Source organism: Marinobacter sp. V34 (genome assembly GCF_055524115.1).
In genome coordinates, this window is record NZ_JBUPZY010000001.1 from 125266 (window position 1) to 147999 (window position 22734).

23 protein-coding genes are annotated in these 22734 nt (G+C 57.7%); 18 read left to right on the plus strand and 5 right to left on the minus strand.

Translation table 11 applies throughout. From position 1 onward, the window contains the following. The first annotated feature begins 3 nt into the window (after nt 1-3). The 13 genes from ffh to ung all read left to right on the plus strand — a co-directional run bounded on the left by ffh (nt 4) and on the right by ung (nt 13803). On the plus strand, nt 4-1392 hold the full coding sequence (ffh, locus tag AC0B60_RS00625; RefSeq protein WP_465083224.1) for a signal recognition particle protein: 1389 nt from the start codon (nt 4-6) through the stop codon (nt 1390-1392). 153 nt (nt 1393-1545) lie between these two features. Further along, complete coding sequence (rpsP, locus tag AC0B60_RS00630) at nt 1546-1791, plus strand: 30S ribosomal protein S16 (protein ID WP_007154391.1); 246 nt, start codon at nt 1546-1548, stop codon at nt 1789-1791. Nucleotides 1792-1823: 32 nt separating this feature from the next. Then, complete coding sequence (gene rimM / locus AC0B60_RS00635) at nt 1824-2351, plus strand: ribosome maturation factor RimM (protein WP_465083225.1); 528 nt, start codon at nt 1824-1826, stop codon at nt 2349-2351. Nucleotides 2352-2354: 3 nt separating this feature from the next. Beyond that, nucleotides 2355-3113 carry a tRNA (guanosine(37)-N1)-methyltransferase TrmD gene (trmD, locus tag AC0B60_RS00640; RefSeq protein WP_465083227.1) on the plus strand — a complete coding sequence of 253 codons (759 nt, stop codon included), beginning with the start codon at nt 2355-2357 and terminating at the stop codon, nt 3111-3113. A 26-nt stretch (nt 3114-3139) separates the two neighbouring features. Then, entirely contained in the window at nt 3140-3496 is a 357-nt protein-coding gene (gene rplS, locus AC0B60_RS00645; protein WP_007154388.1) for a 50S ribosomal protein L19, read from the plus strand. Between the two features lie 110 nt (nt 3497-3606). Further along, nucleotides 3607-4539: a site-specific tyrosine recombinase XerD gene (gene xerD, locus AC0B60_RS00650; RefSeq protein WP_465083229.1), complete on the plus strand. Its 933-nt coding sequence runs from the start codon at nt 3607-3609 to the stop codon at nt 4537-4539. Nucleotides 4540-4684: 145 nt separating this feature from the next. Next, nucleotides 4685-5428, plus strand: a complete 744-nt coding sequence (locus AC0B60_RS00655) for a DsbC family protein (protein WP_465083230.1) — start codon at nt 4685-4687, stop codon at nt 5426-5428. A 111-nt stretch (nt 5429-5539) separates the two neighbouring features. Then, nucleotides 5540-6841, plus strand: coding sequence for a homoserine dehydrogenase (locus AC0B60_RS00660; RefSeq protein ID WP_465083232.1), 1302 nt, complete (start codon nt 5540-5542; stop codon nt 6839-6841). A gap of 12 nt (nt 6842-6853) precedes the next feature. After that, nucleotides 6854-8257: a threonine synthase gene (gene thrC, locus AC0B60_RS00665; protein WP_465083234.1), complete on the plus strand. Its 1404-nt coding sequence runs from the start codon at nt 6854-6856 to the stop codon at nt 8255-8257. A gap of 5 nt (nt 8258-8262) precedes the next feature. Then, nucleotides 8263-9996 (plus strand): single-stranded-DNA-specific exonuclease RecJ, encoded by a 1734-nt coding sequence (gene recJ, locus AC0B60_RS00670; protein WP_465083235.1) that lies wholly within the window; start codon nt 8263-8265, stop codon nt 9994-9996. Between the two features lie 384 nt (nt 9997-10380). Further along, nucleotides 10381-11476 (plus strand): peptide chain release factor 2 gene (prfB, locus tag AC0B60_RS00675; protein ID WP_126810486.1). Its coding sequence is split into 2 segments (ribosomal slippage): nt 10381-10452 and nt 10454-11476, totalling 1095 coding nucleotides; the frame shifts between segments, so codons are not numbered across the junction. 51 nt (nt 11477-11527) lie between these two features. Then, nucleotides 11528-13060 (plus strand): lysine--tRNA ligase, encoded by a 1533-nt coding sequence (gene lysS, locus AC0B60_RS00680; RefSeq protein WP_465083236.1) that lies wholly within the window; start codon nt 11528-11530, stop codon nt 13058-13060. 2 nt (nt 13061-13062) lie between these two features. Next, entirely contained in the window at nt 13063-13803 is a 741-nt protein-coding gene (gene ung / locus AC0B60_RS00685) for a uracil-DNA glycosylase (RefSeq protein ID WP_036204167.1), read from the plus strand. Nucleotides 13804-13852: 49 nt separating this feature from the next. On the opposite strand, the gene AC0B60_RS00690 is transcribed toward ung, so the two are convergent. The 5 genes from AC0B60_RS00690 to nadB form a co-directional block, all read right to left on the minus strand. Continuing rightward, a complete protein-coding gene (locus tag AC0B60_RS00690; protein ID WP_465083238.1) occupies nt 13853-14686 on the minus strand; it encodes an HDOD domain-containing protein in 834 nt (277 codons plus the stop codon). A gap of 117 nt (nt 14687-14803) precedes the next feature. Further along, nucleotides 14804-15802 (minus strand): CAF17-like 4Fe-4S cluster assembly/insertion protein YgfZ, encoded by a 999-nt coding sequence (gene ygfZ, locus AC0B60_RS00695; protein WP_465083239.1) that lies wholly within the window; start codon nt 15800-15802, stop codon nt 14804-14806. Between the two features lie 14 nt (nt 15803-15816). Continuing rightward, nucleotides 15817-16305 carry a hypothetical protein gene (locus tag AC0B60_RS00700; protein WP_465083241.1) on the minus strand — a complete coding sequence of 163 codons (489 nt, stop codon included), beginning with the start codon at nt 16303-16305 and terminating at the stop codon, nt 15817-15819. Then, nucleotides 16289-16543: an FAD assembly factor SdhE gene (locus AC0B60_RS00705; protein WP_465083243.1), complete on the minus strand. Its 255-nt coding sequence runs from the start codon at nt 16541-16543 to the stop codon at nt 16289-16291. The genes AC0B60_RS00700 and AC0B60_RS00705 overlap by 17 nt, the downstream gene beginning before the upstream one ends. 50 nt (nt 16544-16593) lie before the next feature. After that, a complete protein-coding gene (gene nadB / locus AC0B60_RS00710; protein WP_465083908.1) occupies nt 16594-18198 on the minus strand; it encodes an L-aspartate oxidase in 1605 nt (534 codons plus the stop codon). 130 nt (nt 18199-18328) lie between these two features. On the opposite strand from nadB, the gene rpoE reads away from it, so the two are divergent. From rpoE to AC0B60_RS00735, 5 genes are all read left to right on the plus strand, one after another. Continuing rightward, the gene (gene rpoE, locus AC0B60_RS00715; protein WP_465083245.1) at nt 18329-19015 is read left to right on the plus strand and encodes an RNA polymerase sigma factor RpoE; all 687 of its coding nucleotides are present in this window, start codon (nt 18329-18331) and stop codon (nt 19013-19015) included. A 14-nt stretch (nt 19016-19029) separates the two neighbouring features. Then, the gene (locus AC0B60_RS00720) at nt 19030-19599 is read left to right on the plus strand and encodes a sigma-E factor negative regulatory protein (RefSeq protein WP_465083247.1); all 570 of its coding nucleotides are present in this window, start codon (nt 19030-19032) and stop codon (nt 19597-19599) included. Nucleotides 19600-19700: 101 nt separating this feature from the next. Continuing rightward, nucleotides 19701-20687 (plus strand): MucB/RseB C-terminal domain-containing protein, encoded by a 987-nt coding sequence (locus AC0B60_RS00725; RefSeq protein ID WP_465083248.1) that lies wholly within the window; start codon nt 19701-19703, stop codon nt 20685-20687. Continuing rightward, a complete protein-coding gene (locus AC0B60_RS00730; protein ID WP_465083249.1) occupies nt 20684-21142 on the plus strand; it encodes a SoxR reducing system RseC family protein in 459 nt (152 codons plus the stop codon). The genes AC0B60_RS00725 and AC0B60_RS00730 overlap by 4 nt, the downstream gene beginning before the upstream one ends. Nucleotides 21143-21278: 136 nt before the next feature. Next, nucleotides 21279-22703 (plus strand): DegQ family serine endoprotease, encoded by a 1425-nt coding sequence (locus tag AC0B60_RS00735; RefSeq protein ID WP_465083910.1) that lies wholly within the window; start codon nt 21279-21281, stop codon nt 22701-22703. Nucleotides 22704-22734 lie beyond the last annotated feature (31 nt).

Below are 22734 nucleotides of genomic sequence, written 5' to 3' on the forward strand. Positions count from 1 at the left end.
AACATGTTTGAAAACCTCCAGGACCGACTTTCCGGCAGTCTGCGCAAGATTTCTGGGCAGGCGCAGCTGACCGACGACAATATAAAGGAAACGCTGCGTGAAGTGCGCATGGCGCTGTTGGAGGCGGACGTTGCCCTGCCTGTGGTCAAGGCATTCATTGAGGGTGTGCGTCAGCGGGCAATCGGGCAGGAAGTTCAGCGTAGTCTGAGCCCTGGCCAGGTATTCGTAAAGGTTGTCCAGCAGGAGCTCGAGCGGGTGATGGGGGATGGCAATGAGTCCCTCAATCTGGCGGTGCAGCCACCAGCGGTGATTATGATGGCCGGTTTGCAGGGCGCCGGTAAGACCACGACTGTTGCCAAGCTCTCCCGTTTCCTTAAGGAAAGGGAGAAAAAGTCCGTTCTGGTGGTGAGTGCCGACGTGTATCGCCCAGCGGCAATTCGTCAGTTGGAAACACTGGCCGGTGAAGTGGGCGTGGAGTTCTTTCCAAGTTCTGAGGACCAGGATCCCGTTGATATCGCCAATGGCGCCATGGACGCAGCTCGCAAGAAACATATCGATGTGGTGATCCTGGATACTGCCGGCCGCCTGCACGTTGATGAGCAGATGATGGGCGAGATTGGTCGCCTCCATAAAGCGGTCAACCCGGTTGAAACCCTGTTTGTGGTCGACGCCATGACCGGCCAGGATGCGGCCAATACGGCCAAGGCCTTTAACGATGCCCTGCCGCTGACGGGCGTTGTCTTGACCAAGACTGATGGCGACGCTCGTGGTGGTGCCGCGCTGTCGGTGCGTCACATTACCGGCAAGCCGATCAAGTTTCTGGGTGTGGGTGAGAAGTCCGATGCCCTGGAGCCGTTCCATCCTGACAGGGTGGCGTCTCGGATTCTGGGTATGGGGGATGTGCTCTCCCTTATAGAAGAAGCCGAGCGCAAGATTGATCAGAAGAAAGCCCAGAAACTGACAAAGAAGATCAAGAAAGGTAAGAGCTTTGATCTTGAAGACTTCCGTGATCAGCTTCAGCAGATGAAAAACATGGGTGGCATCGGCGGCCTGATGGATAAGCTGCCCGGCATGGGGCAGATGGCCCAGATGGCTCAGCAGCAGGTCAACGACAAGTCCATGGGGCAGATGGAAGCCATCATTTGCTCGATGACGGCAAAGGAGCGCCGCTACCCGGATGTGATCAATAACTCCCGCAAGCGCCGCATTGCGACGGGGTCTGGTACGCAGATTCAGGATGTGAATCGTTTGCTGAAACAACACAAGCAAATGCAGAAAATGATGAAGAAATTCGGTAAGAAGGGCGGAATGGCTAACATGATGCGCGGTCTTGGCGGTATGATGCCGCCGGGTGGTGCAGGCGGTGGTATGCCCCCGCGTGGACGTATGTAGAAACCGGGATGTTTTCCCTGTTTTCTTTGGCGTTCATTTAGCATAGAATAGCGCCCCTTTCGAGTATGGGTCTTCGCGCCAGCCAGTGATTTCTGAAGCTTGGCGGGTGTGAATCGTACAAAGTTCGTACAACAGAACAGGATATTGGTCGAAATGGTAATAATCCGTTTGGCTCGTGGTGGCTCCAAGAAGCGCCCGTTCTACCATCTGACAGTGACAGATAGCCGCAAATCCCGCGACGGTCGTTTTATCGAGCGTGTTGGTTTCTTCAACCCGGTTGCCCGTGGCCAGGAAGAGCGTCTGCGTATTGATCGTGATCGCATCGATCATTGGCTGGGTCAAGGCGCCCAGACCAGCGAGCGCGTTGCACAGCTGCTGAAAGGCGCTGCTGCAGAGTAATTGAAAGAACGTTTCACCACCGGGGTTAGGGTATGGCTCAACATTCGCAGGAAACTGTGATTGGTCAGATTACCTCGGTGTTTGGGGTTAAGGGGTGGCTCAAAGTCTACTCCTACACTGACCCCAAGGACGGAATACTGAACTACCGGGACTGGACCTTGGTTCACAACGGCAAGCGTATCCCGGCCAGGCTTGAGGAAGGTCGCCGGCAAGGCCAGGGGATCGTCGTCAGGCTCAAAGGTATTGATGATCGTGAAGTGGCCCGCAGTTACTGCGGAGCCGACGTTATTGTGTCTACCGAGGAACTGCCGCAGCTTCCTGAAGGGGAGTATTACTGGCATCAATTGGAAGGGCTTGACGTTTTCACGATAGAGGATGAGTACCTGGGTAAGGTGCATCATCTGATAGAAACAGGCTCCAACGACGTCCTGGTGGTGCGGGCAACCGACGCTTCCATTGACCAGCGCGAGCGGCTGATTCCCTATCTTCCGGACCAAGTAGTCCGGAGTGTGGATCTGGCCGGCTCGCGTTTGGTGGCCGATTGGGATCCGGAGTTCTGACGGGTGTGGATTGGCGCGGTCAGTCTGTTCCCGGAAATGTACGCTGCGGTGACGGATTACGGGATTACCGGAAGGGCAGTACGTGATGGTCTGTTGACGTTCACGGCCTGGAATCCTCGGGAATTCACCCATGATCGTCATCGCACGGTAGACGACCGGCCCTACGGTGGTGGTCCCGGCATGCTGATGAAAATTCAGCCCTTGCGGGATGCCATTCATGCGGCGAGGGAGTCTGCGCCCGGTCACGCTTGCGTGATTTATCTGTCTCCTCAGGGAGAACCGATGAATCAGGGCGTGGTTGAATCGCTAGCGGCGGAAGAGAGTCTTATTCTTGTCGCTGGTCGATACGAGGGTGTTGATGAGCGCCTGATATCGGCGGAAGTCGATCGGGAAGTGTCACTGGGGGACTTTGTTCTGTCCGGTGGCGAGTTGGCGGCCATGGCTGTCATTGATGCGGTTACACGCCTCATCCCCGGAGCGCTGGGTCATGCGCAGTCGGCAGAGCAGGATTCCTTTGCTGACGGTTTGCTGGATTGTCCGCACTACACCCGGCCGGAGGTTTACGAAGGTCAGGCTGTGCCGGATGTTTTGTTAGGCGGTCACCATGATCAGATCCGGCGTTGGCGGCTGAAACAGTCGTTGAGGCGAACCCGGGAGCGACGCCCCGACCTGCTGGAAAAGCGGGTGTTTACGGACGAAGAGCGTGAGCTGCTGGAAGAGATTTTGAACGAACCGGGTGCCTCTGAATCATCAGGGCATTAAAAGATTGGGTATCAGGAGCACATACGATGAGCGGCAAGAACAACATCATCAGTCAGATTGAATCAGAGCAGATGACCAAGGAAATCCCTGCCTTTGCGCCGGGTGATACCGTGGTTATCCAGGTTCGCGTTACCGAGGGCAACCGTGAGCGTCTGCAGGCGTTCGAAGGCGTTGTGATTGGCAAGCGCAATCGTGGCATGAACTCTTCCTTCACCGTGCGGAAAGTGTCCTACGGTGTGGGTGTTGAGCGTACCTTCCAGACCTTCTCCAAGCTGATCGACAGCATCAGCGTGAAGCGTCGTGGTGACGTTCGCCAGGCCAAGCTTTACTACCTGCGCGACCTGTCCGGCAAGGCAGCTCGTATCAAGGAAAAGCTGGGCTGATCAGCACGGGTTGCTGGTTACAGTTCGTCAGAAAAAGGCAGCCCAAGGCTGCCTTTTTCGTATCCGGTTACCGGAACTTTTCGTGTTTGTTTCGTTTCGAGTAGGCCACCATGCCCCGGAAATCCACCTCCAGAGTTGAGCTTCGGTCGCAGGATGAAGCGGTCATTGCGCGCTTCACCGATGCCATCTGGCTTGAAGATGGGTTGGGTGAGAAAACGCGGCAGGCCTACCGGAGTGACCTTGAGCGGTTGGCCGCCTGGTTGTGGGATCAGCCGGGCAAACCCCTGCTGACAGAGGTGCGCCGTACCGATTTGCTGGGCTGGATATCCCGTGGGCTGTCTGACGGTTTCAAGACCTCTACGGCTGCTCGTCGGCTTTCCGGTTTGCGTCGTTTTTTTCGCTACCTTTTGCGGGAAGGCGTGATCGCAGAAGACCCCACGCTACGAATAGATAGCCCCCGCCTTCCCCGACGGTTACCAGACTCGCTGTCAGAAGAGGACGTGGAAAACCTGTTGTCGGAACCCGACCCTGAAGTGTCTATTGAGCTTCGCGACAAGGCGATGATGGAAATCCTGTACGGCTGCGGTTTGCGGGTTTCGGAACTGGTGGCGTTGACGGTGGATGAAGTGAATCTGCGCCAGGGGGTAATCCGGATCGTTGGCAAGGGAAACAAGGAGCGCCTGGTTCCGCTTGGCGAGGAAGCGGTTGATTGGCTGGTGCGTTACATGAGGGAGGGGCGAGGCGAGCTTCTCAGGGGGCGGGCCTGCAACGCCCTGTTTCCGGGTAATCGCCCTGCCGCGATGACTCGGCAGACCTTCTGGCACCGGATAAAGCATTACGCGCTCCGGGCTGGGATTCACAAGCATCTGTCACCCCACACCCTTCGGCATGCCTTTGCAACGCATCTGTTGAATCATGGTGCGGATTTGCGTGTGGTCCAGATGCTGCTTGGGCATTCGGACTTGTCGACAACCCAAATATACACCCATGTGGCACGTCAGCGATTGCAGTCGCTACATCAGGCTCACCATCCGCGAGGTTAGGGTGTCGTAAGATCCCGGGTTAGTCGGCAGCCATGGCGCTTGGTACACTGAACTTTTTTGTGGGCAGCGGTGTCACACAAACTCGGCGAAGTTCGCCGTCTGACAGGCTATATACCTTCGTGATTCTGGAAAACTGGAAACCAATATGCTGATCAAGAACTTGTTTAAACCCATGCTGCCACTGGCGCTCGCGGCCCTGGCGGTTGGTGCTCACACCGTTCATGCGGGCGAGGTTGAGGATGCGATTGCCGATAAACTCACCGCAGCGATTCCAGGGCTGAAGATATCCGATGTTCGCAAGTCGGACGCTGAGGGTTTGTACGAGGTGTACAGTAATAACGGTGATACCATTTTCACCACGGCCGATGGCCAGTACCTCCTGACCGGCGACCTGCTGAAGGTGACCGCTAACGGTATTGCCAACATCTCGGAACAGGGAAGGGCGTCCCAGCGTGCTCAAACCATGGATGAGTTCGGTGATAAGGGGCTGATCAGTTTCCCGGCCGAGGGCACCGAAAAGGCTTCTATTGCGGTGTTCACAGATATCGATTGTCCCTATTGTCGCAAACTGCATGACGAGGTTCCGCGCCTGAACGAATTGGGCATCACGGTCAATTACTATGGCTTCCCCCGTTCCGGGCCCAATACGCCCTCTTTTCGCAAGTACATCTCTGTGTGGTGTTCCGACGATCCGCAGGCAGCCATGAATGCGGCCAAGCAGGGGCGGTCCGTGGATGAGCAAAGTTGCGAGAACCCGGTCAGAGAACAATTCGAGCTGGGTAGTCGCGTTGGTGTGACAGGCACCCCGGCGATTGTATTGGAAGACGGTAATATGGTGCGTGGTTACGTGCCGTCCGAAAAACTGGCTGAAGGCCTGGGGCTGCTCTGATAGGCTACGGGATGCCGCCCTGCCCGTTGATCAGGCAGGGCTTATTCGGGCGCCCGTTAACCGTTATACTATCGCTCCCCACAGCAACCCATCGGGAACAGAGGTGAAAGCTTGAAAGACGTCAATGTCGGAATCTGCGGACTGGGAACAGTCGGTGGTGGTACGTTCAACGTACTGACCCGTAATGCCAGCCTGATCACAGGTCGGACAGGTTTCAATCTCCGTATTGCCCGGGTGGCGACACGCACCCCGCGCAATGAGTTTGATCTGGGGGATATCCCGTTCAGTACCGACATTTTTGACGTGGTGAACGACCCGTCTGTGGATGTTGTGGTCGAGTTGATTGGTGGTTACGACACCGCTCGGGAGTTGGTGCTGGCTGCCATCCGAAATGGCAAGCACGTAGTCACCGCCAACAAGGCGTTGATTGCGGTTCATGGCAACGAGATTTTCGAGGCAGCGGCGAAGCAGAATGTGATCGTTTCCTACGAGGCTGGCGTTGCCGGTGGCATTCCTGTCATCAAGGCCGTTCGCGAAGGTATGGCGGCTAACCGGGTCGACTGGATTGCCGGCATCATCAACGGCACCGGTAACTATATTCTCACCGAGATGCGCGCCGGTCGTGAGTTCGCGGAAGTGCTGAAAGAAGCTCAGGATCTGGGCTACGCCGAGGCAGACCCAACCTTCGACGTGGAAGGTATCGACGCTGCCCATAAGCTGACCATCCTCGCCTCAGCCGGCTTTGGCGTGCCGCTTCAGTTTGAAAAGGCCTACACCGAGGGGATTTCAGAGATTACGCCCTACGACATCGCTCATGCGGAAATTCTCGGCTATCGCATCAAGCACCTGGGAATTGCTCGCCGCCGTGATGAGGGTATTGAGTTGCGGGTGCATCCCACGCTAGTTCCCCGTAGCCACCTGATTGCGCAGGTAGACGGGGTATTGAATGCCGTGCTGGTGGACGGTGATGCCGTCGGCCAGACCATGTACTACGGCCCGGGCGCCGGCGATGAAGCCACGGCGTCAGCGGTCATTGCCGATATCATCGACGCGGCCCGTTCGGTGGCCGCCAAGAGCAATCAGCGGGTGCCTTATCTCGGCTTTGAGCCGTCGGCGATGGAAGATCTGCCGGTGTTGCCAATGGAAGATGTCCAGTCCGCCTATTACCTGCGGATACAGGCCCTGGACCGCCCAGGTGTGCTGGCGAAAGTCGCTTCTATTCTCAGTGAACACGGCATCAACATTGAGTCCATCATGCAGAAGGAATCGGAGCTGAAAGATGGCCGCATCCCGGTGATCATCCTGACCCATACGGTCCAGGAGCGACAGATCAACCGCGCCATTGAAGAGCTGGAAGCCCTGAGCGATATCGACGAGAAAGTCGTCCGTATCCGCGCCGAAAACTTTAACTGACAGGAACGCAAGGTGAGATACATCAGTACACGGGGCGAAGCTCCCGCCCTGGGCTTTGAAGAAGTCCTGCTAACAGGTCTGGCTACCGATGGTGGCCTGTATGTCCCGGAATCGCTGCCGCATTTCAGCCTGGAGGAAATCCGCAGCTGGCGTGGTCTTACCTACAGTGAGCTTGCTTTTAAGGTGATGCACCCGTTTGTCGACGACGCGATTCCAGCGGAGGATTTCCGCAGGATGCTGGACGATACCTACGGCGATGTATTTGCCCATAAAGCGGTGGCACCATTGGTTCAGTTGGACACCAATGAGTGGGTTATGGAGCTGTTCCGTGGCCCCACTCTGGCGTTCAAGGATTTTGCCCTGCAACTGTTGGGGCGCCTGTTGGATTATGTTCTGGAGAAACGCAAGCAGCACGTGGTGATTATGGGGGCAACGTCCGGTGATACCGGCTCTGCTGCCATTGAGGGGTGCCGTCGGTGCGAACACGTCGACATATTTATCCTGCATCCCCATGAGCGGGTATCTGAAGTACAGCGCCGCCAGATGACCACCGTGAAGGGTGAGAATATCCATAACATTGCGGTGCGCGGCAACTTTGATGATTGCCAGCGCATGGTGAAGGCGAGCTTTGGTGACCAGTCGTTCCTCGGTGGTCAAACCCAGCTTGCAGCGGTGAATTCCATCAACTGGGCCCGTATCATGGCTCAGATCGTCTACTACTTTCATGCTTCCCTGGCGCTCGGCGGGCCGGATCGGAGCATGGCGTTCTCGGTGCCTACGGGTAACTTCGGCGACATTTTTGCTGGCTACCTGGCCAAAAAGATGGGGCTGCCGATCTCCCAGCTGGTGATCGCCACCAACCGTAACGACATTCTGCATCGCTTTATGAGCGGCAACCGCTACGAGCAGCTCCAGCTTGAGCATACCCTGTCACCAAGTATGGATATCATGGTGTCCAGCAATTTCGAACGCCTGCTGTTTGACCTGCACGGTCGTGACGGGGTCGCGGTAAAAGATCTGCTGGAGAATGCCGCCAAAGGCCCTGTCAGCATCGAAGACTACCGTTGGAAACACGCCCGAAAACTGTTTGACAGTGACGCAGTGAGTGACGAGAGCACCACGGACACTATTCGTGAAGTGTTTGATCAGAACGAGTACCTGCTTGACCCCCATACCGCCATCGGTGTGCGTGCGGCCCGCAACTGTCGCCGCGACCCGGCGGTGCCGATGATTACCTTGGGTACTGCGCATCCGGCCAAGTTCCCGGATGCCGTGTTGCGTTCAGGCGTCAAGGCCGAACCGTCCCTGCCGGTACATATGTCGGACCTGTTTGAGCGGGAAGAACAATACACCGTGCTGGATAATGACCTGCCCGCCGTGCAGGACTTTATCGCCAAACATTGGAAAAATACCTGAGTGGTATGACGCCCAAAAAAATCCTTCGTCGCCCCGGCCCGGATACCACCCCGGACTGGGGCCAGAATCTGCCCCCACTGCTTCGCCGTCTTTACGCCGCCCGTGGCGTGACTTCCGATGAAGAACTCACCTACACGCTGAAACACCTGGCGTCTCCCATGGACTTGAGGGGTGTCGACCGCGCCGTGGCTCTCCTGGCGGAGGCAATTACCAGCCAGCAGCGCGTTCTGGTGTTGGGAGACTTTGATGCCGACGGCGCCACCAGCACGGCGGTCGCCATGCTGGGCCTGGGGATGCTGGGGCTGAACGACATCGACTTCCGCGTACCCAGCCGGTTTTCCGACGGCTACGGTTTGACACCCGGCATTATCCATCGCCTGAGTGATGAGGGTTCACTGCCGGATCTGCTGGTGACCGTGGACAATGGTATTTCTGCCGTGGAAGGGGTTCGTGCCGCCCGAGAACTGGGCATTAAAGTGGTTGTGACGGATCATCACCTGGCCGGCGAAACGCTACCCGACGCGGACGCCATCGTGAACCCCAACCAGCCCGGCTGCCCCTTCCTTAGCAAGAACGCGGCGGGAGTGGGTGTGATGTTCTACGTGCTGACGGCCCTGCGCAAACACCTCCGCGAACAGGGACTGCTGCCCGACCCGCAGCCCAACCTCGGCAATCTTCTGGACCTTGTCGCGCTCGGCACTGTGGCAGACGTGGTCCCCCTGGACCACAATAACCGTATCTTCGTGGAGCAGGGCCTGCGCCGAATCCGCCAGGGCGAAGCCCGCCCCGGTATTCTGGCGCTGCTGGAAGTGGCCGGTCGCGACCACAGCGAAATCAGCTCCACGGACCTTGGGTTTGTGGTTGGCCCCAGATTGAACGCCGCCGGTCGCCTCGACGACATGAGCGTGGGCATTGCCTGCCTGCTGGCTGACAGCCGTGACGAAGCCCAGCGTCTGGCCCGCGAACTGGATACCTTCAACCGTGAACGGCGCACCATAGAAAAAGACATGAAAACCCAGGCCCAGGATCTGCTGGCCTCCATGTCTCTGGACATTGAGGGCTTGCCCTGGGGCCTGGCCCTGTTTGACACCGACTGGCACCAGGGTGTGATTGGCATACTGGCGGCCCGCATCCGCGAACAGACCCACCGCCCGACGATTGCGTTCGCCCCCGACGACAACGGCGAGGACATCAAGGGTTCCGCCCGTTCCATCCCTGGCCTGCATATTCGCGACGTGCTGGCCGTGGTTGATGCCAGGCACCCGGGGATGATGAAAAAATTCGGCGGCCATGCCATGGCGGCAGGCATGACTCTCTCCCGCGGTGATCTGGATGCGTTCAGCGACGCGTTCGACCGGGCGGTCCGCGATACCCTGCGGGCTGAAGATCTCGAAGCTGCGATTACCACCGATGGGCCTTTGAGCCTGGACGAGCTCCATTTGGATACGGCTACGTTGCTAAAGCGGGCTGGGCCCTGGGGGCAGCACTTTCCAGAGCCTTTGTTTGATGGCAACTTCCGAGTGATCAGTCAGCGCATTGTTGGCGAGAATCACCTGAAGCTGGTACTCCAGCCAGAAGAGGGCGGGGCCATCATTGATGGCATCGCCTTCAACACCGGGCCGGAAGTGCCCGACTACACCAAGACGGGTGCGCGGGTGGTTTATAAACCTGATGCAAATACCTTTCGTGGGCGTACCAATTTGCAGCTTCTGGTGGACTATCTCGAGCCGCTGGTCTGAGTATGGAGATCTAGGAGTCTGGCACAGGGGTGGGTACTCTTTTCTTCTGGGAAAAGAACTCGCTTTGCTCAGACACCTTTTCCCGGCAGAAAAGAGTACCCACCCCCATGCCGATCAAACCTCGAAGATAACGCCGTATTAGTGCGTTTGTGGCGATAACTCGTAATTTTGGCATTGGTCGGTGAGGTCCTTCCAGGATCGTCAAAAACATGGATGTTTTTGTCGAGCGTACAGGGACGTATTCACCGCGTATCCTGGAAGGACCTCACCGACCAATGCATGCACCCAGTCAAAAACCCACCGGCTGATTTAAAAACAGATTTCCGGTAGAATCTCGCGTCTGATTTTGATCGCATTCATTTTCCGAGCGAGAGTAAGGATTTCATGGAAATCAATCCCATTGTTACGAAGATAAAAGACCTTCGTGAGCGCACTGAAGCGCTCAGGGGGTATCTTTGACTACGATCAACGTAGTGAAAGACTGACCGAAGTTGAACGTGAGCTGGAAGTGCCCTCTGTATGGGAAGATCCCGAACGGGCGCAGGCGCTGGGCAAGGAACGCTCCGATCTTGAATTGATTGTACGGACCATCGACAACCTCACCTCCGGCCTTGAAGACGCTGAGGGTCTGCTCGAAATTGCGGACGAGGAAGAGGACGAGGGCACGGCCGCGGAGATCGAAGCCGATTTGGCCGGGCTCGATAAAGAGCTCGAGAAACTCGAATTCCGCCGCATGTTCTCCGGAGAGATGGACGCCAACAACGCCTACCTGGACATTCAGGCCGGCTCCGGCGGTACTGAGGCCCAGGACTGGGGCAATATGCTGTTGCGCATGTACCTGCGCTGGGCCGAGCGCCGTGGCTTCAAGGCCGAGATCGTCGAATTGCAGGAAGGCGATGTGGCTGGCATCAAGAGTGCGACCATCCACATCCAGGGCGACTATGCGTTTGGTTGGTTGCGCACGGAAACCGGTGTGCATCGTCTGGTGCGAAAATCGCCGTTTGATTCCGGCAACCGCCGTCACACGTCCTTCTCATCCGTCTTTGTCTCACCGGAAGTGGACGACAGCTTCGAGATTGAAATCAACCCGGCGGACCTCCGCGTTGACGTCTACCGTGCCTCGGGTGCGGGTGGTCAGCACGTTAACCGGACAGAGTCCGCTGTGCGTCTGACCCACAATCCCACCGGTATTGTCGTGGCCTGTCAGGCTGGCCGAAGCCAGCACCAGAACAAAGATCAGGCCATGAAGCAGCTGAAGGCCAAGCTGTTTGAGCGTGAGATGCAGGAGCGTAACGCCGAGAAACAGAAGGCAGAGGATGCCAAGGCGGATATTGGCTGGGGCAGCCAGATCCGCTCCTACGTGCTGGACGACAGCCGTATCAAGGACTTGCGCACCAAGGTGGAAACCAGCAATACCCAGTCGGTGCTGGACGGTGACATCGACAAGTTCATTGAAGCCAGCCTGAAGATGGCGCTGTAAACAGCGCCTTCGCCATGCTAACCCGGACAACTCCCGATTTTGCGAGCCAACATGACTGAACACACCCCGAATGCACAGCCAGAGGACAACAAGCTGATTGCCGAGCGCCGCGCCAAATTGGCGGATATGCGTGATCAGGGCAATGCCTTTCCCAATAACTTCCGTCGTGATGCCACTGCGGTCGAGCTTCAGGCCAAATACGGTGACAAGAGCAAGGAAGAACTGGCTGAGATGGGCATTCAGGTGGCCGTTGCCGGTCGCATGATGCTCGATCGCAAAGCGTTCAAAGTGGTCCAGGACATGACGGGCCGCATTCAGATTTACGCCTCGAAGGATGTCCAGAAAGACACCAAGCACTGGGACCTGGGCGATATCGTGGGGGTGCGGGGTATTCTGTGCAAGTCAGGCAAGGGTGACCTTTATGTGAGCATGGACGAGTACACGCTGTTGACCAAATCGCTGCGCCCGCTGCCGGAGAAGCACAAGGGGCTGACCGACACCGAAGCTCGGTACCGTCACCGCTACGTTGACCTGATGGTGAACGAAGACAGTCGCCGCGTGTTCTATGCGCGCTCGAAGATTATCAGCGTCATGCGTCAGTACTTCACTGACCGGGACTTCATGGAAGTCGAAACCCCGATGCTGCAGGTGATTCCTGGTGGTGCCACGGCGCGCCCGTTCGTGACCCACCACAACGCCTTGGGTATCGACATGTACCTGCGTATTGCTCCAGAGTTGTTCCTCAAGCGCCTGGTGGTCGGTGGTTTCGAGCGGGTATTCGAAATCAACCGCAACTTCCGTAATGAAGGGCTTTCCACCCGTCATAACCCGGAATTCACCATGGTGGAGTTCTATCAGGCCTATGCCGATTACAATGACCTGATGGACCTGACCGAAGACATGCTGCGCACCATCGCCCAGAAAGTGCTCGGCACTACCACGGTGATGAACACTCGTACCCTTTCCGATGGGGAAGAAGAAACCATCGAGTACGATTTCGGCAAGCCTTTCGAGCGCCTGACCGTGGTGGACGCCATCCTTCGATACAATCCGGATATCAAAGCCGAACAACTAGCCGATGAAACCAGTGCCCGACAGGTGGCGAAGGATCTGGGCATTCACCTTAAAGAAGGCTGGGGATTGGGCAAGGTGCAGATCGAAATCTTTGAAGCGACCGCTGAACATCGCCTGATGCAGCCGACGTTCATTACCGATTACCCGAAAGAAGTGTCACCGCTGGCCCGCTGCAAGGACAACGACACGTTCGTCACCGAGCGTTTCGAGTTCTTCGTGGGTGGCCGCGAGATCGCCAACGGATTCTCCGAGCTTAACGACGCGGAAGACCAGGCCGAGCGTTTCCAGGATCAGGTGGCCGAGAAAGACGCCGGCGACGACGAAGCCATGTTCTACGACGAAGACTACGTCATGGCGCTGGAATACGGACTGCCACCGACCGCAGGTGAAGGCATCGGCATCGACCGCCTGGCCATGCTGCTGACGGATTCCGCCTCGATTCGCGACGTCATCCTGTTTCCCGCCATGCGCCCGGAACACAAGGCTGAATCGAAGAAAGACGAGGGCTGAACATGCAGCCGGTGGAGATACTGGCAAGCCAGCTAAAATCGGGTCGAGGTTGGACGGAGCACCTTGGTGATGAATTCCGTCAGCCCTACATGCAGCAGCTGGCTGAATTCCTTGCGGCGGAAGAGCAGGCGGGAAAGACCTTGTTCCCCGCCAGCCAGCATTGCTTCAACGCCCTGAACAGCACACCGCTGGATAAGGTGCGCGTCGTTATCCTCGGCCAGGACCCCTACCACGGCCCTGGCCAGGCCCACGGCCTGTGCTTCTCCGTGCGCCCGCACGTGGCCACGCCGCCGTCGCTGGTTAACATCTTCAAGGAAATCCACGCCGACCTCGGCATCCAGCCCCCAGACCACGGCTGCCTGCAACCCTGGGCCGAGCAGGGCGTGCTCCTTCTTAACAGCGTCCTCACCGTCGTCCAGAGCCAGGCCGGCGCCCACCAGGGCAAAGGCTGGGAAACCTTCACCGACCGCGTCATCGAAACCATCAACCGCGAGCGTGAAGGGGTGGTGTTTCTACTCTGGGGAAGCTACGCCAAGAAAAAAGGCCAACACATCGACCGCAGCAAACACCTGGTACTGGACGGCCCGCACCCATCGCCGCTAAGCGCCTACCGCGGCTTCTTCGGCTGCAAGCATTTTTCCCGGGCTAACGAGTGGTTACAGCAGAAGGGCCTGCCGACCGTTGATTGGTCTTTGCCGAACAAATCGCAGCTACTGGAACAATACGGTAAGAGCCAATCCTGAAAAATGAAGCGGCCCGAAAGAGCGGCCCCCTGGCCAGCCCCCAAAAGAACTACTGAAGAAGCGCCATAGCAGCCTCCATCTGCGCATTCAGGTCCTCTTCCTCGCTCATATCCACCTCCGGATCCAGCCCAAGACGATCAAACGCCGAAATCGTCTTCCAGTCCACCTCCGTCCAGGGATGATCCGTCCCGGCAATCAACTGCAGATTGGCAATCATCACCAAATCCGCATAATCCGCCGCAGGCACCTCACGATGAATGTTCGCGTATTCCAGAGGCACATTCTGAAGCTCCTTCGGGAAATCCCACTTCTGCAGAATCGTCGCCCCGATGCGTGGATGAATCTCATCGATCACATTGTCCAGCATGATGCTGCTGATCTGGATATCCCGGTCTTCCACATAGCGCAGAATCGGCAACACCCCGATCAAGTGAACCAGCCCGGCCAGGGTAGCCTGGTCTGCCTTCAGATTGGTGTAATGCTGTGCGAGCACGTGGCAAACCCCGGCCACCTCAGTGCTCTTCTGCCAGGTGGCACGCAGGCGCTTGTCGATCATGTCCGACGTGGCCTGGAACATCTGCTCCATGGCAAGGCCCATCGCCAAATTGCTGGTATAGGCCATGCCCAGGCGACTGACTGCCATATTCAAATTCTCAATCGCCCGGCTGCCGCGAAATAGTGGGCTGTTGCAGACTCGAATAATACGGGCTGACAGGGCCGTGTCGTTGCTGATGACCTTCACCAGGTCAATAATGGCCGAGTCTTCGTTCTCTGCGATGTCACGTACCTGGAGCGCAACTTCCGGAAGTGTCGGAAGTACCAGTTTGTCATTTTCAATGGCGTCGGTCAGGTCGGTTTTTATAGTTTCTACAATGTTGGACATAGTCAGTTTAAATCCGCCTGTTGAGTGTCACCTAGCCGGCAGGAAGATCCGGATAGGCTAATATGTTCATATATATGACGTACTTTATAGCAAATTATCGGGATTCTTCCTGTCAACTTATGTATCAGGCGTGTCGGTTTTTTCACGCTCCGGAACCAAATACGGCAGGGGGCGCAGTGACAGCGTCGCGCCAGGGGCGCTCTCGGGCACCAATGAGTTCTCCGCCGCGTTATGGCGGACAACGGCCAGAATCTCTGAGTGTTCGTCGGAGAAGCGAACAGAATTCACGACATTTCCTACTGACCGATCTCCGTCCAGCAGCGCCTCACCGGGGGCTGGCAGAGTGCCGGCTTCGTCGCATGTGTACCGGAAAAGGCTTTTCTTAAGTTGCCCCAGAAAGTGCATGCGGGCAATCACCTCCTGCCCGGTGTAGCAGCCTTTCTTGAAGTGAATGCCGCCAACATGCTGCCAGTTCAGCATTTGCGGCACAAAGCTCTCCGTGGTGGTAGCAGTGAGCGACGCTACTCCGGCGGCAATTTCGGAAGCCTGCCAATCTGCGAGAGGGCCCTTGGGAGTGTCTTTCAGTGCCTGTTGCAGTGACGCATCCAAATCACCCGTTTGCCAGAGCTCGTAGCGAGCCATGCCTTCAGCTGTGTCCATCGTGCGTATCAGGTGGCCTCCGTCGATTTTCATGGAATCGCCTGCGATCGCGAGTGCCCCGGTGTTTCCGGGCAACAGCTTTTCCGCCGCTGCTTCGCCCAGCAGCCCGACGATCCGGGCATCCGGTTCCACCTCCATCGACGTGCCACGGAACAGCATCAGGTACTTGCGAAAATGAGTCACGGTGCCGTCGGAAAGGCCGGCCGGCAGTTCCATCAATACGTCATCACCGTCCCTCACCAGCCGAGTCAGGCAATAGGCGCGCCCCTTGGGCGTACAGGCTGCCGCTCTTGGTGAAAAGCCCTGGGTGACGTCGTCAATCTGCTGGCTGAACTGCCCCTGCAGGAACTTGTCGGTGCCGGGCCCGGCTACTCGAACAATGACCCGGTCAGAGACGGAAACGCAGCAGGGCTGGCGAAGTGGATGACTGGCCAACGGGCTTTCGGTGTCTGACATGAAGCACTCCAGATTCAGTGGATTTCCTGCGTTTGGCGATCAGGTGCCTTGCTGCCAGAAGTCGGGCCCAGGCGAAGCCAGACCCGCAAGCGGCGGAAGGCATCGAAAGGTGTGTTGCGAAATCGCGGCGTGATAGCAACCAGAACAACAGGATATGTACGGGATATGGTGCCGGAGTACCGCAGTTTCAAGATCGTAAAATGGGCACCCAAACGACTTTCGCCCGCAAGGAGGACGGCGCGGTCCTGGCCTGAGCGAAAGCTCGCGTATAATTGCTGGCCCTCAACCCGTAGTCCGGTTACGGCATCCGGACCGACCAGCAGGCCTGTTCGGCGGTACTGGAAAACCGCGCCCCACAGTGAGAGGACACCTAATGCCAGAATAAGGGAGCCAAGCTCACTGGCCGCGGCGACCGTGAATAGAGTCAGGGCCAACCAGGGCAGGGCGCATAGTAACCCGACGGCGTGGGATGGAATAAGTGTCAGTTCAATCTGGTTGGACACGGTTCAGGATGAGATCAACGATGCGTTGCAGGTCGGGATCTTCCGGGCGGCTGCGCTGCATAAACCACTCGAAGATATCGGTGTCCTCGCAGTCGATCAGCTTTTGATACCGTGCCTGGTCCTCTGCGGGAAGATCACGGTAGGCCTCTTCCAGGAACGGGATCAACAGTACGTCCAGTTCCAGCATGCCACGGCGGCTATGCCAGTAGAGGCGGTTAAATTCGGTGTTGTCAGACATTGATTCTCTCTATTAACCAGTGGGCATTGGGTCGGACCGGGCCACCCCCTTCAGGGTGACGACCGTCTGTAAGTGGTGGGCGTCAGTATGGTATCCCTTGCCTCGTGCAATAGTCCGGGGAAATCCAGTGTGTAGTGCAGGCCTCGGCTTTCCCGGCGCTGCAGCGCGGAGCAGATAATCAGGTCCGCCACGGTCACCAGGTTGCGCAGCTCCAGCAGGTCGTTCGAAACCCGGTAGTTGCTGTAGAACTCGCCGATTTCCCGTTCCAGAAGATCAATCCGGTGCTTGGCTCTCTGCAGGCGTTTGGTGGTACGAACGATGCCGACATAGTCCCACATGAAATGCCGCAATTCGTCCCAGTTGTGGGAGATTACCACGTCTTCGTCGGAATCCCTTACCTGGCTTTCGTCCCAGCCCGGTGCCTGCGGAGGTTCGGGGATATCAGACTCCCGTCGTGCGATGTCTGCGGCGGCTGCCCGGCCGTACACGAGGCATTCGAGCAAGGAGTTGCTGGCCATTCGATTAGCGCCATGGAGGCCGGTAAAGGCAGCCTCACCCACCACGTAAAGCTGGTTAATATCGGTGCGGGCGCGTTCATCACTGAGGATGCCGCCACAGGTGTAGTGCGCCGCCGGCACCACCGGGATCGGCTCTTTGGTGATATCGATGCCGAACGTCAGGCATTTTTCGTGAATGGTCGGGAAGTGCTGTTTGATGAACTCGGCCGGTTTATGGCTGATATCCAGATACAGGTGATCGGCGCCCAGCCGTTTCATTTCATGGTCGATCGCGCGGGCAACGATATCCCGGGGGGCCAGTTCGCCCCGCTCATCGAAGCGATCCATAAAGCGGGAACCGTCAGGAAGCTTCAGCACGCCGCCTTCGCCTCTCACTGCTTCGGTAATCAGGAACGACTTGGCATGCGGGTGGTACAGGCACGTGGGGTGGAATTGGTTGAATTCCATGTTGCCGACACGGCATCCGGCGCGCCAGGCCATGGCAATACCGTCCCCAGAGGCTCCATCCGGATTGGTGGTATAACGATACGCCTTGCTGGCGCCGCCGGTGGCGAGGATGGTGAAACGGGCCCTGAACAGTTCGACATGATTGTCTTCCAGGTTCAATATGTACGCGCCTACGCACGCGTTTCCAGGCAACGCCAGCTTGCGATTGGTGATCAGGTCCACGGCAACTCGACGGGACATCAGGGTAATGTTGGGTCGAGCCAGGGCCTGGGACGTCAAGGTGGTGGAAACAGCGTGACCGGTGGCATCGGCTGCGTGGATAATGCGGCGGTGGCTATGCCCGCCCTCTCGTGTCAGGTGGTACTGGGACTGGTCATCGCGGGTAAAGGTAACCCCGCTGTCGATCAGCCAGTTGATGCTCTCGCGGCCATGCTCGACCGTAAACCGGACAGCGTCCTCATGGCAGAGACCGCCCCCGGCGTTGAGGGTGTCGCTGACGTGATTCTCAAGGGAGTCTTCGTCGCCCAATACGGCTGCAATGCCGCCCTGGGCCCAGAGCGTTGCGCCGCTGCTGATATCGGCCTTGCTGATGACGGCGATCCGCAAGTGCTCGGGCAAGTTCAGGGCAGCAGTGAGACCGGCAGCACCGCTGCCGACAATCAGGACATCGAATTCGTAGGACTGTGGCATCGGGTCGTAATCGCGGGCCATAATGTGGATGTGTATTGAACTAAACTTTGCGCTCGCTGTCTATTTGGCCTGACGGGGTGCTCCCGGATAAACGGGAGCTTTGTAGACTCATCGGATGCCGGACAGCAGCATGATTCCATTAAATAGCAGGCAAGTGGGCCAGACGGTCAAACGCTATGGCAACTCCGGCACTCCGTCCATGAATGCGGATACAGATAGGCACAAGGAAGACAACAGCGAAAGCCAGACCGACCTTCAACTGGTAAAAAAGGTCCGTCATGGTGATCGGCCTGCGTTTGATCTTCTGGTCGTCAAATATCAGTCCCGGGTCGCGTCGATTATCAGTCGCTATGTCTACGACAGCCAGGAGGTGATGGACCTTACCCAGGAAACCTTCGTCAAGGCGTACCGGGCGATTGACCGTTTTCGGGGAGACAGCGCGTTCTACACCTGGCTTTACCGGATCGCCGTGAATACGGCCAAGAATTTCCTGGAGTCACGGGGGCGTCGTCCGCAGGGCAGTGCCGATGCGGGTGAGGCCGAGAACTATGACGACGGTTCGAGGCTCAGGGACAATGCGTCTCCAGAGAAGCTGTTGCAGCGGGACCAGTTGCAGAGCGCGCTCGGAGTGGCAATATCAAACCTGCCTGAGGAGCTCCGATCTGCATTTTTGCTCAGGGAGTACGATGGGCTGAGCTACGAAGACATCGCCGGTATTCTCGAATGCCCCATCGGCACAGTAAGGTCACGAATATTCAGGGCACGGGATGCAGTGGATCGCCACCTGGGCCCCTTATTAAATGATTCCCGGACGTAGTGAGGTTGCATCCTATGGATGATCGTCTCAAAGAAACGCTGTCGGCAATGATGGATGACGAGGCAGATGAGTTGTCGGTTCGCAGGCTGCTGTCACACGCTGAGCAGGATCAGGTTCGTTCGCAGTGGCAACGTTGGCAGCAGGTGCGGGATCTGATGCATCAGGGCGGTGTGGCACCAGAGGCTGTGGATGTCAGCGCCGGTGTCAGGGATGTTCTGGATGGCAGCGGTGCCGTGCCGCCTGCTGCGACAGTCGGATCTATTTCCCGCCGGGACAAAAACTGGCACTGGCCAGCGGTTGCCATGGTCACATTGGCGGCGGTGATTGGTTTTGGCGCCGGTGCTGGTTGGGAGTCCACCGACGACGATGGAACGATTGCAGCAGCGGGCGTTTCGGAAGAACAGGAAATGCAGGAGTCGGCGGTCGAGCCTGTGCCGGAGGTGGCATTGCAAGGATTGGATGAGGAACAGTGGGAACACCTTAGCCGCTATCTTCTTGAGCATGCCCAACACAACAGTGTAGGAGCTGGCCGGGGCTCGGTTGGTTATGCGCGGGTTGTTAGTGCCTCCGGGCCAGGGTATTGACGCTTCATGATCGCAGGACACTGGCTGGAGTTGAACGGCTGATGGGCAGAATCGCTATGGCAATCCGGAGTCGATTCCCTGGAACCAGGTACGGGCTGGTCATGTTGACGTTGCTCGCCGTTCTGATGGGGCAGGTGTCTGCCGATACGGTGGAGAATGCCGGGAAGAATGAAGAGCGCGCCGAATATTGGCTAGATCGCCTTGGTCCTTCTCTCAATATGACGTCTTATCGCGGCGTCTTTGTGTATGCCCGGGGCGATCAGGTCAGTTCGATGCAGATTGCGCATCGATATCGGGATGGCATGGTGGAAGAGCGGCTGGTCCTGCAGGACGGAGCCAGCGGCGAAATTGTACGAAAGGGAATGCGGGTTGTCTGTGTGCTTCCTGACCATGGACGTATCCAGTTGGATCAGGTTATTCCGTCGGGCCCTTTTGCTGAGGCGTTTTCCAACCAGTTGATGCCGGTCAGTCAATGGTATCAGCCGGAGCTGGTGGGTGATGATCGTATCGCTGGTTACGACGTGGTCAAGCTTGGGCTCAGGGCAAGGGATGATCTTCGATACAGTCACCAGTTGTGGCTGGAAAAGTCCACCGGTCTGTTGGTGAAAAGTCATGTGCGTTCCGTCAGTGGTGAGGTGCTGGAGCACTTCCAGTTTACCAGCCTTGAAATAACGGACTCCCTCCCGGATAGCGAATTTATCGTGCGAACAGAGGGTGAGGCCATCGAGCGGAAGCTGGACCCGGAGCATACCTCGTCTCCCGCGGCGCGGATGGATGGCTGGACGCTTAAGTGGCGCCCGGATGGCTTTGTGCCCGCCGCTGCGCCGCGATCAGGCAAAGGGCAGGCGGTGGCGTTCTCGGATGGGCTGGCAGCCTTTTCGGTGTTTGTGGAACCAGCACGGAAGATGGCAATGCCCACCGGCGCTTCGCGAATTGGTGCCACCACGGTGTATATGAAACAGCTCAGTGTGGATAATGTCGCTTTTTTCGTGACCGTGGTTGGGGAAATTCCGCCGACGACTGCCCGTAAGGTGGCCGAGTCGGTGGCGGTTGACGACACCCTGGCATTCGGCGGGGGCCGGAAATGATTACGGAAATCGGTAGGGTAGTCGGTGTTGCGGGCGACCGGGTGTGGGTTCAGACCATTCGCACCAGCGCCTGTGAAAGCTGTTCGGCACGCCACGGTTGTGGTCAGCGTGCACTGGCGGGTGTCTCAGGCGGCAGGGCCAATCAGGTTCTGGTGGCCAACAGCCTTGGCGCCAGGGTGGGTGATGAGGTGACGGTGGCCATTGATGAGTCTGCGCTACTTGGTGCCTCCCTGCTGGTTTACGCCGTGCCATTGGTGTTGATGGTGGTCGGAGCTGTTCTGGGGCACCAGTTATCGGTGGGTCATGCAGCCAATGAAATCGTCGCCATGATCGGCGCTGCACTGGGGCTTGCACTTGGGTTTCTGGCGGCTCGCCGAGGGCAGTCGCGCACAGCGGGAGCTTGGGAGCCGACGCTGATGGATGTCAGGCAGGCATCAGTTGCTTCCCCGGAATGATGCTCCTGCAGGCTCTGTTGAAATTGCCGGCTTTGACCGCACATTGAGTTTACAACGTCCGCTGAACAGGGGGTCTTTAATGCCTGAAGTAAAGAACGATCAAGACATACAGTGCCGGCCTCAACATCGGGGTTCCATGGCGTTTACCTTGTATCTGTTGTGTCTTCTTGTGCCGTTGTCGCTGGCACAGTCAGCCGCAGCGCGCAGCCTCCCGGACTTTACCGAGCTGGTCGAAGAAAACTCCAATGCGGTCGTGAACATCAGCACTACCACGGAGGCAAAGTCGGCCGGACGTGGTGGCTCAAACGGTCTTCCCTTCAATGATCGACAGCTTGAGCAGTTGCCTGAGTTTTTCCAGGACTTCTTCCGCGGTCCTCAGTCACCATTTGGCGGCAGCCCTGGCGGATCAGCCCCGCGTCAGTCAATGGGATCCGGGTTTATTGTTTCCAATGACGGCTATGTGTTGACCAATAATCATGTGGTGGAAGGGGCCGACGAAATCATCGTGCGCCTCAATGACCGTCGTGAGTTGCCCGCCAAACTGGTTGGCACTGATCCACGTTCGGACATGGCGGTCCTCAAGATTGAGGGCGGCGGCGACTTGCCCGTGGTTCGGGTCGGGCGTTCCAATGACCTGAAAGTGGGTGAGTGGGTCTTGGCTATCGGCTCGCCCTTTGGCTTTGATTACACGGTAACAGCTGGCATTGTCAGCGCCCTGGGCCGCTCACTGCCATCGGAAAACTACGTTCCGTTTATCCAGACCGATGTCGCTATCAACCCGGGTAATTCTGGCGGACCGTTGTTCAACCTGGACGGCGAGGTTGTGGGTATTAACTCCCAGATCTACACCCGCTCGGGTGGTTTCATGGGTGTGTCCTTCGCCATCCCCATAGACGATGCCATGAATGTGTTTCGGCAGATCAGGGACAACGGATCGGTGTCCCGTGGTTGGTTGGGTGTGCTGATACAGGAAGTTAATCGTGATCTGGCGGAATCATTTGGCCTGAAGCGCCCTCGTGGTGCCCTGGTTGCAGAGGTGATGGCGGGCTCACCAGCCGAGAAAGCTGGACTGCAGGCGGGTGATATTGTGCTCGAATACGAGGGCGAAGACGTCACACTGTCTTCGGATCTTCCGCCGATGGTAGGGCGCACTCCGGTCGGTGAAACGGCCACCATGGAAGTCATGAGGGAAAGCCGACAGATTACACTGGACGTTGAAATTGGCAAGTTGCCGGAAGAAGGTTCGGAACAGGCATCCGCTGCGGCTCCCGGCAATAATGGCCCGTCATCGGCGCCCCTGGGGATGGCTGTTGAGCCCCTGCCGGCTGAACTCCAGGATTCACTGGGGGTATCCGGAGGTGTGCTTGTGACAGATGTTGCCCGCGGGCCGGCACTTGATGCGGGTATCCGTCCACGGGACGTGATCACCGAACTGAACCGCCGCAAGGTCACCTCCGTCGAGGATTTTCGTGAGGCGGTGTCATCTTTGCCGAACGACAGTGCCGTATCGGTGCGGGTTGTTCGCCAGGGGCGGGCCACTTATCTGGTCATGAAGCCCTGACGGTTGATCCGCCGGCCCGGATCGGCGGACA